At 72.6% G+C, this 12,734-nt stretch carries 13 protein-coding genes; 7 read left to right on the forward strand and 6 right to left on the reverse strand.

What is annotated here, in order from left to right:
* Positions 1-230: 230 nt before the first annotated feature.
* Positions 231-1,103, forward strand: a complete 873-nt coding sequence (locus QSK15_RS17095; RefSeq protein ID WP_285795200.1) for an aldo/keto reductase — start codon at positions 231-233, stop codon at positions 1,101-1,103.
* 24 nt (positions 1,104-1,127) lie between these two features.
* Here the strand turns inward: QSK15_RS17095 and QSK15_RS17100 are convergent, their stop codons facing one another.
* From QSK15_RS17100 to QSK15_RS17110, 3 genes are all read right to left on the reverse strand, one after another.
* On the reverse strand, positions 1,128-1,520 hold the full coding sequence (locus QSK15_RS17100) for an effector-associated constant component EACC1 (RefSeq protein ID WP_285795201.1): 393 nt from the start codon (positions 1,518-1,520) through the stop codon (positions 1,128-1,130).
* 12 nt (positions 1,521-1,532) lie between these two features.
* The gene (locus QSK15_RS17105; RefSeq protein WP_285795202.1) at positions 1,533-3,743 is read right to left on the reverse strand and encodes a M48 family metalloprotease; all 2,211 of its coding nucleotides are present in this window, start codon (positions 3,741-3,743) and stop codon (positions 1,533-1,535) included.
* Positions 3,744-3,916: 173 nt separating this feature from the next.
* Positions 3,917-4,696: an esterase/lipase family protein gene (locus tag QSK15_RS17110; protein ID WP_285795203.1), complete on the reverse strand. Its 780-nt coding sequence runs from the start codon at positions 4,694-4,696 to the stop codon at positions 3,917-3,919.
* 205 nt (positions 4,697-4,901) lie between these two features.
* On the opposite strand from QSK15_RS17110, the gene QSK15_RS17115 reads away from it, so the two are divergent.
* Positions 4,902-6,263, forward strand: coding sequence for a pentapeptide repeat-containing protein (locus QSK15_RS17115; RefSeq protein WP_285795204.1), 1,362 nt, complete (start codon positions 4,902-4,904; stop codon positions 6,261-6,263).
* A 51-nt stretch (positions 6,264-6,314) separates the two neighbouring features.
* Here QSK15_RS17115 and QSK15_RS17120 read toward each other — a convergent pair whose 3' ends face one another.
* Positions 6,315-6,896 carry a TetR/AcrR family transcriptional regulator gene (locus QSK15_RS17120; RefSeq protein WP_285795205.1) on the reverse strand — a complete coding sequence of 194 codons (582 nt, stop codon included), beginning with the start codon at positions 6,894-6,896 and terminating at the stop codon, positions 6,315-6,317.
* A 221-nt stretch (positions 6,897-7,117) separates the two neighbouring features.
* Between QSK15_RS17120 and QSK15_RS17125 the strand changes: the two genes are divergently transcribed.
* From QSK15_RS17125 to QSK15_RS17140, 4 genes are all read left to right on the forward strand, one after another.
* Positions 7,118-8,584, forward strand: coding sequence for an MFS transporter (locus tag QSK15_RS17125; protein ID WP_285795206.1), 1,467 nt, complete (start codon positions 7,118-7,120; stop codon positions 8,582-8,584).
* Between the two features lie 104 nt (positions 8,585-8,688).
* Positions 8,689-9,669: an SEC-C domain-containing protein gene (locus tag QSK15_RS17130; protein ID WP_285795207.1), complete on the forward strand. Its 981-nt coding sequence runs from the start codon at positions 8,689-8,691 to the stop codon at positions 9,667-9,669.
* A gap of 199 nt (positions 9,670-9,868) precedes the next feature.
* Complete coding sequence (locus tag QSK15_RS17135; protein ID WP_285795208.1) at positions 9,869-10,315, forward strand: nitroreductase family deazaflavin-dependent oxidoreductase; 447 nt, start codon at positions 9,869-9,871, stop codon at positions 10,313-10,315.
* A gap of 68 nt (positions 10,316-10,383) precedes the next feature.
* Positions 10,384-10,794 (forward strand): hypothetical protein, encoded by a 411-nt coding sequence (locus QSK15_RS17140; protein WP_285795209.1) that lies wholly within the window; start codon positions 10,384-10,386, stop codon positions 10,792-10,794.
* Positions 10,795-10,821: 27 nt separating this feature from the next.
* On the opposite strand, the gene QSK15_RS17145 is transcribed toward QSK15_RS17140, so the two are convergent.
* Positions 10,822-11,085, reverse strand: a complete 264-nt coding sequence (locus tag QSK15_RS17145) for a DUF6244 family protein (protein ID WP_285795210.1) — start codon at positions 11,083-11,085, stop codon at positions 10,822-10,824.
* Between the two features lie 160 nt (positions 11,086-11,245).
* On the opposite strand from QSK15_RS17145, the gene QSK15_RS17150 reads away from it, so the two are divergent.
* On the forward strand, positions 11,246-11,833 hold the full coding sequence (locus QSK15_RS17150) for a hypothetical protein (protein ID WP_285795211.1): 588 nt from the start codon (positions 11,246-11,248) through the stop codon (positions 11,831-11,833).
* Between the two features lie 45 nt (positions 11,834-11,878).
* Here the strand turns inward: QSK15_RS17150 and QSK15_RS17155 are convergent, their stop codons facing one another.
* Entirely contained in the window at positions 11,879-12,733 is an 855-nt protein-coding gene (locus QSK15_RS17155) for a hypothetical protein (protein ID WP_285795212.1), read from the reverse strand.
* Between the last annotated feature and the right edge of the window lies 1 nt (position 12,734).

Consider the following 12,734-nt stretch of genomic DNA (forward strand, 5'->3'; position numbering starts at 1 on the left):
GCCGTCGCGCCGGAAACGCACCGGCTCCGGCCAGCGTCGCACGGACAACCCGGTCGTACCGGGTGCTTCCCGGCAACTCGGCTCGGCGCGCCCACGGCGTGTCCACGCCCACACTCGACCGACCCGCGGCATGGCGGTGGAGTTCCGGGGGATGATCCATCAGTGGCGGGTGGGCTCTTCACGCCCGCGCTGTCCACGCCCGCCACGACGAGACGATTGGGGATCGGGCAATGGCGACAAATATCAGTGAGCAACCCGCGAAGGCGTCCGGTACGTACCGGATCGGTGGCGACGTCACCGTCAACCGGCTCGGCTACGGGGCCATGCAGATCACCGGTCCGGGTGTCTGGGGTGACCCGAAGGACCCGGCCGAGGCCGTGCGGGTGCTGCGCCGGGCGATCGAGCTGGGCGTGACGTTCATCGACACCGCCGACTCGTACGGGCCGTTCGTCTCGGAGCTGCTGATCCGGGAGGCCCTGCACCCGTACGCCGATGACCTGGTCATCGCGACCAAGGCGGGGTTGAGCCGCTCCGGCCCCGGCGACTGGCGGGCGCTGGGCCGCCCCGAGTACCTGCGCCAGCAGTGCGAGCTGAGCCTGCGCCACCTCGGCCTGGACAGCATCCCGCTGTACCAGCTGCACCGGATCGACCCGAAGGTGCCGCTCGCCGATCAGCTCGGTGAGCTGGCCCTGCTGCGCGAGGAGGGCAAGATCCAGCACATCGGGCTGTCCGAGGTGAGCGTCGCGCAGATCGAGGAGTCCCGGGCGATCACCACCATCGCGTCGGTGCAGAACCTGTACAACCTGGCCAACCGCAGCGCCGAGGACGTGCTGGAGTACTGCGAGCGCAACGACCTCGCGTTCATCCCGTGGTTCCCGATCGCCACCGGTGAGCTGGCCCGCCCGGGCGGCCCACTGGACGCCATCTCCACCGCGCACGGCGCGTCGCCCGCGCAGCTCGCGCTGGCCTGGCTGCTGCGCCGCTCACCGGTGATGCTGCCGATCCCCGGTACGTCCTCGGTGGCGCACCTGGAGGAGAACGTGGGCGCCGCCGACGTGCGGCTCACCGACGACGAGTTCGAGGCGCTCGCCAAGGCGAGCTGACCAGCCGGTGCGGACGCCGTCGACTCAGTCGGCGGCGTCCGCACCGGGCTCCCGGGCGACCCGCAGCGCCTCGGTCGCCTGGGCCAGCAGGCGCGCCGAGTCGGTGCGCCCGCTCACCTGCAACTCGACCTCCGTGTCGCCGGCCTGGATCCGGATGCTGGCCTCGGTGCGCTGCTGGTCCACCCAGGACTGCAGCAGGTTGAACAGACCCGGCAGCAGGCCCTGGGCCAGCACCGCGATGATCACCGCGTCGCTGAAGCCCGGCCGACCACCGCCGCCGCCGGCCTGGCGGACCACCGGCCGGTACTCCGGCTGGCGGTGGATCCAGGTCAGCAGGTCGACCGACGGCTGCTGTCGCTGCCGGGGGTTGATGGTCAGCCGTACGGGCAGCCGGGCGGCGGTGTTGCTGTCGGTCACGGGCTCTCCCGGTCAGTTGGTGGCGGGGCGGAAGGTGACACCCTCCCCGTCGGCGGTGACGACACCGCTGACGGCGAACGTGTCGTCGTCGGTGAACGGTGAGTCGCCCCCGAAGTACGTGTTGGTCCCGCTGACCTGCACCTGGCCCCGGGTCTCGGTCGGGGTGGAGACCTCGGCGCTGGCCGGGCCGGTCAACTCGATGGCGAGCTTCGGGTACTCCAGGATCTTCCAGGTGACCTTCTGCGCGGACCCGCCGTAGTAGCGGAACGGGCAGCCGGCCGGCGCGGGGACCGTCTGCTTGGCGCACTCGTCCAGCCAGGCGCGCACCCGGGCGTCGACGGCCTCGACCGCCGCCGGCTTGAGCACCGGTGCCAGTTGCACTGTGGCCGTGTCCTGCCCCGGACCGACCGCCAACGTCTCGGTGGGCGTCTCGCTGAGCGCGCTGGACGGCCCGGTCGCGGTGTAGCCGCCGGGCAGCAGCTCCAGCGCCGGACCGTCGGTGCCGCCGGGCAACTCGACGCCGTTGAGCCGTACCCCGGGGCCGCCGAACGCGACGCCGAGCGGGGTCAGCCCATTGCTCACCCGCCAGCCGCGGAACATCCCGGCGGTGGCCTGCTCGTTGCGGCTCAGGCCGACCGTCGCGGTCTGCCGCGCGTCACCCAGCCGGTACGTGACAGTGGCGGTGGCGCTGTCGTCGTCGTGGCGCTCCAGCGAGCTGATCTCGACGCCGGTCGGTGGTTGGTAGCCCTCGCCGCGCAGCAGCTGGGCGAGCAGTTCGCGGTCGGTGGCGCTGTTCGGATCGGCCAGGAAGTCGAGCGCGGCGTCGCTGTCCCGGTCGGCGAGCGCGGCGAAGTAGCCGTTGACCGTCGCCTGGGGGCGGAAGAACGCCCACTGCACCACCCCGAGCCCGCCGGTGCCGGCGCAGGCCACCAGCACGAGGACGCCGACCAGCAGCCAGGTGCGGCGGGTGCCGACCGCGCCGGAGTGCGCGAACAGCCGCTCGACGGTGACGTCCGCGGCGGCGTCCGCCCCGGCGGACAGGCCGGCTCCCGAGGCCCGTTCCAGCGCGTCGAGCCGGAGTTCGTGCGGCGGGTGGGTGGCGCAGACCGCCTCGTCCCAGCCGCTGCGGCCGGACTCGAAGGACAGCCGGCGTTCCAGGATGCGCCGCATTCCGTCGACGTGCCCGGTGAGCACGGCGCCCAGGTCGGCCCGGTACTCCGCGGCCCGGACGTCGCGGGCGTGCAGCGGCAGCACCACGTACCGCATGATGAGCAGCACCGGCCAGAAGAACAGGAAGACCACGAAGTTGGTGGCGGGGTGCGGGAACGTCCGCATCAGCCAGGTCGGCAGGGCGTGCGCGAGGGTGAGTGGCAGACCGACACCACGGACGAAGGCGCTGGTGATCTCGTCCCCGGTACGCCAGTGCACCAACTCGTGGCTGAACAGCGCGGCGATCTCGTCGTCCGGTTCGGTCAGCACGGCGGTGGTGACCACCACGTGCCGGGCGTAGGTGCGGGCGTTGCTCAGGACCGGGTCGTCCTCCATCAGCAGCCGTGGCACGCTGGGCAGGCCGAGTCGTCGGGCACAGTCCTCCAGCACGGGCCGCAGCCGCGCCGCCTCGCGGCGGCTGGGCTGGCGGGCACCGGAGACGACCAGCAGTCGCGGTTCCAGCAGCACGCGGTACAGCGTGTAGAGGACCCCGATCAGCGCCGCCGCGGCGACGGTGCCGAGCAGGCCGGCGATCACGGGGAGCGGTCCTTCGGCGCCGACCCAGGGCAGCACCAGCACGGAGATGAAGCCGCCCACGAAACCGACGGCGAAGCCGACGACGCCGCCGAGCACTCCGCCGGAGCGGCTCATGAACGTTTCCAGCAGGGAGCCGATCAGCGGCGCGTCGCGCAGCACCTGCGGCACCTGGTCGTCAGCGCCGATACCGCCGGCGAAGAGGCCGACGACGGCGAGGCTGAGGCCGCCCCAGAAGGCCAGCAGCAGCCCGATCGGCAGGTAGAACCAGGTGGCGGCGAAGGCGCCCAGCACGCCGCGCCAGTCCCGCAGGATCCCGGCCCGCAACCAGACCAGCGCGCTGGGATAACCCGGTGGCCGGTCGGCGAACCCGCCGACCGGCGACGGCGGGTCGGCCGCCGGCGGCTCGGCGGCCCGGACGTCGAGCTGCGGCACGGTCGGCGGGGTGCTCTCCGGCGGCACGGTGTGCGGCTCGGTCATGCGCGCTGCTCCTTCGGGAAGGTCACACGTCCTCCGTCGCCAGTGGACAGTCGCAGCAGGTTATCGAGAACGTCTGATGTCTGCCACACCCTTTTCCGGAAACGTCGGGCAACCGACACTTGGCGATCCGCGTCCGTGCGGGCGGCCCCGGTGGGACCGCCCGCACGGACGGGTCAGATCGCCAGGCAGTTGGGTCGCACCGGGCCGTCGACCAGGGCGCCGCGCACGACGGTGTACGCCGTGCCGTCGAGCACCAGGCCGAGGTGCCCCACCACCCGCAGCGGGCAGTACGCCTGGATCAGCACATTCGTCGCACCGTCGTTGACGGCGGCGTTGCCGGTCGGCCGGACCAGTTCGTCCTGCAGGGTGCGGATGGTGGTGTAACGCACCGCACCCGGGGTGTCGTCGCCGGCGTTGAGGTCGGCGAGGAACGCCGAGCCGATCGTCATCTGCTGACAGGCCACCACGCCGGCGCAGGTGCCCAGGCCCAGGAACGCCACGATGTTGGCGACGTACGTGCCGTACTGGGGGGTGCCCAGGCTGACGTACCGGCCGACGGCGGCGGTGCCGCCGAGCCGCTTGAGGTAGTACCGGCTGACCAGTCCCCCTTCGGAGTGGGCGACGAGGTCGACCGTCGCCGCGCCGGTGCTGGCGCGTACCTGGTTGACGTAGGTGGCGAACGCGCGGGCCGAGGTGGGGATGTCACCGAGGCCCAGTCCGGGAAGTTGGTAGATGAAGGTGCGGTAGCCGTCGGCGCGCAGCCGGGCGGCGATCGGCTCGTACGCGACGGCGACGCCGCTGAGCCCGCCGACCACGATGACGGGGTTGGCCGCCGCGGCGGCGGCGAAGGGGGTGGGGGCCGGGTCGGCGGGGGCCGCGGTGGCCGTGGCGGTGGACGCGAGCAGCGCGGCGGTGGCGAGGGCCAGTACGAGGGCGGTCTTTCGGAGCAGCATCGCTGCACCTCCGGGGGGAGGCGCCCGGCGAACCGGGCAGGTGGGTGGGGGTGTCCGGTCGACCGTGCGACGATGATGCCTGCAACAATTTGGAAACGTCAATGACTTGTTACGCGCCGGTAACCCGTTGTTCCGGCGGGGGCGTAAACGGTCATACCGCCACGCTCCATATCGGACCTCGGACGGTCACTGGCATGCTGTCGCCGTGGCAGTCGACGAACCCACCGCGCGCGAGCTGCGGGTGATGCCGTGGTGGCTGGTCCTGGTCGGCCTGCTGGCCGCCGTCATCCTGGGCTGGCTGGTGCTGGACCTGCTGCTCACCGAGGCCGACCGGGCCAGCCAACCCGACACCCGTGCCACGCTGCGCATCGACGCGATCCGCACCGGCCTGACCGTCGTCGCCGGCACCGGCGGAGGGCTCGCGCTGCTGCTCGCCGCCCGCCGCCAGTGGATCACCGAACGCGCGCAGCGGCACCAGGAGAGCGTCGCCGCCCGCGACCAGGTGCACCGGGACCGGGTGCAGGCGCACGCCGAGGCGGTGGCCGAGGCCGCGCAGCGCCACCAGGATCGACAGTCCGGGGCGGCCGAGCACGACGCGGCGGAGCGCCGGCTGACCGAGCTCTACACCCGGGCGGTGGAGCTGCTCGGCAACGACAGCGCGGCGGTACGCCTCGGCGGCCTGCACGCGCTGGAGCGCCTCGGTCAGGACAATCCGGGGCAGCGCCCGACGATCGCGGCGGTGCTCTGCGCGTACCTGCGGATGCCGGCACCCGACGGCGAGCCGCGCGAGACGGAGGTCCGGCGCAGCGCGCAGCGCGTGCTCACCCGGCACCTGCGTGCCGCCGACGACGACGCCTTCTGGCCGGAGCTGACGCTCGACCTGGCCGGCGCCGAGCTTGTCGATTTCGACGCCGCCGACTGCACGCTCGTCGACGCGAACTTCACCGAGGCGGTGTTCACCGGCACGACCACCTTCGCGGGCGCGACGACGCGGGGCCGGCTGCTGCTCGGGGCGGCGACCTTCGACGACGTGCTCTTCGACAACCTCGCGGCCGACGGCGAGGTGATGCTGGACGGTGTTCGCGTCGGCGGTCTGGCCACCTTCGACGGGGCCGCCTTCACCGACGGCCTGTCGTGCCGGCGGTCCCGCTTCGCCGGCCCGACCTCCTGTCGTCGGGTGACCTTCGGCCAGCCGACCAGCTTCGACGCGACCCGCTTCGAGGACGCCACCTCGTTCCGGGAGGCCGTCTTCGACGGCGCGCTGTCGATGGAGCACACCGAGTTCGGTGGGGCGGCCGGCTTCCACTCGGTCCGCTTCACGAACATGGCGCTGTTCCGCTGGACGGTGTTCGGCGCGGAGGCGCTGTTCGACCGGGCGCACTTCCTCGACGCCGCGAACTTCGGCCGGGCCCGGTTCCACCGGATGGCCAGCTTCCGCGACACGCGGTTCAGCCGGCCGCCGCAGGTCGAGCAGGCCCGGGCGGTGGCCGACCCCGGTCACCGCTGGCCGGCCGGCACCACAGTGGAACGCCTCGACGACGAGTGGCTGCTGCTGGTCGACCGCTGACCGGCCGCCTGAGGCGTCGACGCGACCCGGCCGACCGGGGCGCGACGGCTCTCAGCGCGGCGCGGCCGGCGGGCGCAGGCCGTCCAGGGCTACGTTGAGCACCCGGTCGCGCTGCTCGGGCGACGGGAACTGGGCCATGGTGAGACCACTGATCAGCCGCACCACGTCGTCGAAGCCGATGTCGTCACGAACCACGCCGGCGGCCTGCGCGCGACGCATCAGCGGCTCACCGGCGGCGAAGATCTCGGTGCGGCAGCTGGCGAAGATCTCCGAGTCGTGCAGCAACTGCTCGGCGAGCGCCCGCTTGGTGGCGACGTACGCGACGAAGCGGTGCAGCCAGGCGACGAGCGCGTCCCAGGGTGGCAGCTCGGCCAGGCCCTCGGCGGAGTGGCACAACTCCCGGACCTCCTCGACGTAGACGGCCTCGAACAGGTGCCGGCGGGTCGGGAAGTTGCGGTAGAGCGTGCCGATGCCCACCCCGGCCCGGCGGGCCACGTCCTCCAGCGAGGCGGCGGCCCCGTTCTCGGCGAACGCCTCGCGCGCCGCCGTGATCAGGGCGTCGTAGTTGCGCCGCGCGTCGGCCCGCTTGGGCCGCTGGGCGAAGACCTCGGGCACCTGCCCCGCGCTGGTCATGACGTGCGTCACCTCACCCTGGTTGCATCCGGAGGCAACCCTCCGCTAGCTTAGTGGAGGCACCCCTCCGGAATCCCGGAGGCCTGCCTCCGGTTAGCTTACCTCGAGACCCGCCCGATCGCCGCCTGGCCACCCCGATCGCCCGGACCCCGACAAACGACCCCGTCACAGACGACGGGCCACAAGCCTCCATCCCGTACGTAATCAGGGAGTTATCTCTCGTGGCAGTGACCTCCCGACGCAGCTCGCGTCGGCTCACCTTCACCGTGCTCGCGGCCGGCGCCGGGTTCTTCGCGATGCTCCAATCGCTGATCACCCCCGTGCTGCCGACCATCCAGCAGGACCTGCACACCTCCCAGAACACCGTGACCTGGGTCCTGACCGCCTACCTGCTCAGCGCGTCGATCTTCACGCCGATCCTCGGACGCGTCGGCGACATGGTCGGCAAGGAGCGGATGCTGGTCGTCTCGCTCGCCGCTCTCGCCCTCGGCTGCCTCCTGGCCGCCATCGCGCCGAACATCGGCGTGCTCATCGTCGCCCGGGTCGTCCAGGGCATCGGCGGAGCTGTCTTCCCGCTGTCGTTCGGCATCATCCGCGACGAGTTCCCGGCCGCGCGGGTCTCCGCCGCCGTCGCCGCCATCTCGGCGATCGTCGCCGTCGGCGGCGGCCTGGGCATCGTGCTCGCCGGCCCGATCGTCAGCACGCTGGACTACCGCTGGCTGTTCTGGATCCCGATGGTCGTGGTCGGGCTGACCGCAGTGGCGGCGCACCTGTTCGTGCCCGAGTCGCCGGTCCGCACCCCCGGACGCATCGACTGGCGCGCCACCGTGCTGCTCTCGGGCTGGCTGGTCGCGCTGCTGCTGCCGATCAGCCAGGGCGCGGCCTGGGGCTGGACCTCCACCCGGGTGCTCGGCCTGCTCGCCCTCGCCGTGGTGCTCCTGGTCGGCTGGCTGATCGCCGAGCTGCGCTCGCACAACCCGCTCATCGACATGCGGATGATGCGCCTGCCCGGCGTCTGGACCACCAACCTGGTCGCCCTGCTCTACGGCGGGTCGATGTTCTCCGTGTACGCGTTCCTGCCCCAGTTCGTGCAGACCCCGACCGCTGCCGGTTACGGCTTCGGCGCCAGCATCAGCCAGGCCGGGCTGCTCATGCTGCCGATGCTCGTCGCGATGTTCGTCGCCGGCCTGGTCGCCGGCCGGCTCCAGGCCGTGTTCAGCGCCAAGGCGCAACTCGCCACCGGCGCCGCGTTCAACGTGGCCGCGTCCGCGATGCTCGCCGCCGCGCACGACACCCGCTGGGAGGTCGCCGTCGCCGGTGGCCTGGTCGGCCTCGGCATCGGCCTGGCCTTCGCCTCGATGGCCAACCTGATCGTCGCCAGCGTGCCGGCCAGCCAGACCGGCGTGGCCACCGGCATGAACGCCAACATCCGCACCATCGGCGGCGCGATCGGCGCCGCCGTGGTCAGCGGCGTGATCACCGCCCACCCGCAGGCCAACGGCCTGCCCCGGGAGGCCGGTTTCACGATGGGGTTTCTGGTCCTCACCGCGATCGCCCTGGCCGCCGCGCTCGCGGCCCTCGCCGTCCCGTCCGCCCGGCGGGCGTCGGCCGGTCGCCGGCCGTCCGCCACGACGATCGTCGAGTCGGAGCTAGCCGGCGAGTTCGCCACCATGCCGGCGACCCGCTGACGGAACGTCGCGCAGCCCGGGCGGTGAACCGCCCGGGCTGCGCCCTGTCCCGGAGTACGCTGGCCGCTCCCCCACCCACCGACCGTCGTCTTCAGGATGCGCCGATGTCCGAGTTGCTGACCGCCGACCGAATCGAAGAGATCGCCGCCCTGGGCTCCGAGAGCCCTGACCCGGCCGCGCTCGTCGCCGAACTGGTGGGCGCCGTCGACGAGGGTCGGGTGGCGGACCCCGACGAGACCGGGTACGCCCTGCTGGTCGCCGCGGACATCCTGGAGCAGGCCGGTGACCTGGCCGACGCGCTCACCCTGGCCACCCGCGCGGTCGCCGAACAGCCGGACGACAACGCGTACGCCCGAGCGGTGCGCGGCGGCCTGCTGCTGCGCCTCGGCCGCTCGGACGAGGGCCTGGCCGAGCTGACCGCCTTGCGCCCGCTGCTGGAGACGGACCCCGAGGCCACCTATGTGGTCGACGAGCTGGCCGAGTCCGGCCACGCCGAACTGGCACTGGAGTGGCTCACCGGGGCGCTGGACGCCATCCTGGAGCGGACCCGCACCCAGCAGCACGCGTCCGAGGACGCCCAGGACGAGGCCGCGGCCATGATCTACGGCCTGGCCCGGCAGAGACACGACCTACGCGAGGAGCTGGGTCTGCCGCACGACGAGCACGACAACCTCGCCGACCGGCTGCGCGACGCGGCCAGCCACGCCCTCGACGCCCTGGACGACGGCCCGGCGACGCTGCTGTTCTGGCCCAAGCCGGAGTTCGACGCGCTGCTGGTGCGCTGGCCGGCCCTGACCGAGAGCTACCCGAGCACCTGGGACGAGCACCGCGCCCAGACCGAGCGCGCCCTCGTCGACGCGTCCGGAATCGGCGGCGGCGTCGGCCTGGGCATCGTGACGGGCAGCGTCAAGGGTCTGTCGGCCCTCGTCGGCGCCGACCCCATCGACGAGGACACCCTCGACGAGTACGCCGACAGCCTCGACGGGGCCGGCGTGACAGCGTGGCCGCCCGGCCGCAACGACACCTGCTGGTGCGGGTCCGGCGCCAAGTACAAGAAGTGCTGCCTGCCGCGCTCGCGAAGCTGACATACCGCCGTCGTGCTGCTTAGGCCTCGGAGGCGGTGTCCGCTGAGAGTGTGATGCCGGTGAGTCATCAGGATGACCCACCGGCATCACACTCATCGCTGAACCCGACCGAGGTGCTGGGACCAGACGCATCGGCGGCACGCTACTTATGATCGATACGCTCGATCGGCCGCTCGGGCTCGACGATGGAGGCGATGGCGTGACCGCTCAGGAGCAGCACGAGACGGTCGAGGACAGCCCGGTCGGTTGGGTCGCCAGCCACATCCGGCGCTACGTGCAGACCGACGGCGCGGACGGGGGCACCTTCCACGGCGTACCGTCGCTGCTGCTCACCACCCGCGGACGCCGATCGGGCACCCTGCGCCGCACCGCCCTGATGTACGGGCGCGACGGTGACAACTACGTGCTGGTGGCGTCCAACGGCGGCGCGGCCAGACACCCCGCCTGGTACCTGAACCTGACCGCCGACCCGACGGTGCAGATCCAGGTCGGCGCGGAGCGGATCGTCGGCCGCGCCCGGACCGCGACCGGCGAGGAGCGCGTCCGGCTGTGGCCGGTGATGACGAAGGTCTTCCCGACGTACGCCCGCTACGCCAAGGAGACCGACCGGGAGATCCCGGTCATCGTCATCGAACGAATCGATTGATATCCGTAATTGCCGTGGCGGGCTAGGGTGACCGCAGGTAGGCACCCACTCCGGCAAGGAGGACCATCGTGCGCCGCATCATCACCGCCATCGCACTACTCGGGCTGACCCTCTCCGTCGCGCTCGCGCCAACGCCGGCGAGCGCGGCGAGCAGCGTCGAAGTCACCTCCGCGACCCTTGTCGCACGCGGCGTCGCCGTGGACATCACCCTCACGGTGACCTGCCCAGCCGGCCTGTCCGGCGCCACCGAGCTGATCGTCCGGCAGCGCTCGGGCGACCGAGTCGCCTACGCCAGTGGCTGGGCGCCGCTCAACAGCTGCACGGGCGAGCCGCAGGCCGTGACCGGGAGAGCGTGGGCGGAGGCCGGCGGGCTGGTCCTGCACAGGGGCGTCGCGCTGATCAGCGGCGGATTCGAACTCTGCAACCAGGACGTCTGCGACTACCCGAGCTTCGAGCAGACGTTCCGCATCACCCGCTGAGCACGGTTGCGCTGCCCGCGCAGGTGGTCAGTTGCCCAGCGCCCGGACCTTGGCGATCGTCTCCTGGACGTGCTGCTTGGCCGGGTCGCCGCCCTGAGACGCCTGCGCGAGCGCCTGACGGTACGAGTCGATCATGCCGACCAGCGGACCGGCGGCCACACCCTCCAGCGCACCGGCCACAAGTGCCCGCGCCTCGGCTGCGTCCTGTGCTGCCGCTGCGGTCTTGGCCTTCGCCTCGTCGAGCTTCTGCGCCGCCGCCGCCAGTCTCGCGATGATCTGTGCTGCGCTCACGCGCACCTCCCCGTGATCGACCACCAGCTCCACCGCGGAGACCACCTGGGAGCGTACGAGATCCGCGCACCTTGCGCGACCGCGTGATCGGGCTCGGGGACCACGCCGCAGTGCGAAGCCTCCTAGACTCGGCGACAGCTTGCCGAGGGAGTGACGGGGCTTGACGATTCAGAGGACAGACACGACATCGGCCGGTCGCGGTCGCCGGTCCCGCGTCATTGGGCTGTCCGGGGCTCTCCTCGGGCTTCTCGCCCTCCTGCTGGCCGTCGCCGTCGCGACCGGTGACGGGCAGAGCATCCTCAACAGCCTCCAGTCGTCGTCAACCACAGCCGCGCCCGGTCCGACCCCGGCGTCTCGGGCAGCGCTCTACCGGTCCTGCATCGCCAAGATTCACGGCGACGACGCGTTGGTCTTCTTCCGAGGCGAGATCCCCGAGGGCCGGTGGGGGGAACCGCTGCGGGGCACTGCCTCGACGAGCAGTGAGCCGTACGTGCTGTGGATCTTCGACGCTCAGTGCGAACCGCACCGGGCGATCGAGGTGCCACCGCGAAGCAGTCGCACGTTCAGGGCCGAGGTGGGTCAGGTCTGGTACTACGCCGAGGCGTCGGCGGGGCCTCCCGCCGACGACTGCTCCTGCCGCGTCTTCAGCCCTTCGACCAGCGGCACCGAGCAGCGGTTCAGCGACGAAGGCGGCGTCATCTACCACCTGAGCCAGTCCACGCCCGACAGCGGTTCCCGCGTGCGCTGACGACAGGTTGCGCGGCGAAGCGCAGACCGGCGGCCAGGTCGGTCGTCAGCGCAGGCCGCGCACCAGCAGCAGGTAGGCGCAGTAGGCCATCGGCACCAGCAGGAAACAGATCAGGAACCCCAGCGGCAGGTAGCGCGGCGGGGTGCCGGCAACCATCGCGGGCCGCCCCCACCGGCCCAGCACCAGGTACCCGCCGAAGAACGCCACCGCCGGCAGCCCCGCGCAGATCCACGCGCCGAGGGTGAACCCGTCGACCAGACCGACCCCGGAGGCGAGCACCAGCATCAGCATGAGCACCCCGGCCGCCGCGCTGCACCCGGCGTAGACGGCGACCGCCCGGGCCAGCGGCGACCACGTCGGCAGCAGCACCGGCCGTTGGGCCAGCAGCTCCGCCTGGTGCCCGTGCCGGTCGGCCTCGTCGGCCATCCGCCGGGCCAGTTCCAACTCCACCGCCGGGTCGGCCGCCGCCGCGCGTTGCGCCGGCACCCCACCGCCCGCCGGGGTCACCGCCGTCGGCAGCGCCAGCCGCGCCTCCCCTGCCGGCAGCTCGGGGTACGCCCCGACCCCGGCCCGCCCCGGGGCGCCGGCTGCGCCGGCGGATTCCCCGCCCCCGGTTCCGGGTGCGGTGGACGGGCCGGACGGTGGGCCGGGCCAGGTGGTGGCGTCGTTCGGCGTCCCCGGTCCAGGTCCGGCGCCGGTGGACGCGGGCGGCTGGTCGACGCCGATCGCGCGGCCGAGCTGGTCGAGGCGCTGCCCCTGGGCGGTCAGCCGCTGCTCGAGGGAGTCGACGGCGGCGTGCAGGTCACGGCGGCGCGCGGACTCGGTGGCGGCGTGTTGTTCCCCGGCGCGGCGCTGCTCGGAGAGCTGCCGGGCCAGCGCCGCGTACTCCTCGAAGGACACT

This window comes from Micromonospora sp. NBRC 107095, assembly GCF_030269705.1.
GTDB lineage: Bacteria > Actinomycetota > Actinomycetes > Mycobacteriales > Micromonosporaceae > Micromonospora > Micromonospora parva.

Excerpts from the sequence above, each read along its gene's own strand:
- QSK15_RS17095 (WP_285795200.1), top strand. The coding sequence starts at position 231 with ATGGCGACAAATATCAGTGAGCAACCCGCGAAGGCGTCCGGTACGTAC.
- QSK15_RS17110 (WP_285795203.1), bottom strand. The coding sequence starts at position 4,696 with ATGCTGCTCCGAAAGACCGCCCTCGTACTGGCCCTCGCCACCGCCGCG.
- QSK15_RS17130 (WP_285795207.1), top strand. The coding sequence starts at position 8,689 with ATGTCCGAGTTGCTGACCGCCGACCGAATCGAAGAGATCGCCGCCCTG.
- QSK15_RS17105 (WP_285795202.1), bottom strand. The coding sequence starts at position 3,743 with ATGACCGAGCCGCACACCGTGCCGCCGGAGAGCACCCCGCCGACCGTG.
- QSK15_RS17120 (WP_285795205.1), bottom strand. The coding sequence starts at position 6,896 with ATGACCAGCGCGGGGCAGGTGCCCGAGGTCTTCGCCCAGCGGCCCAAG.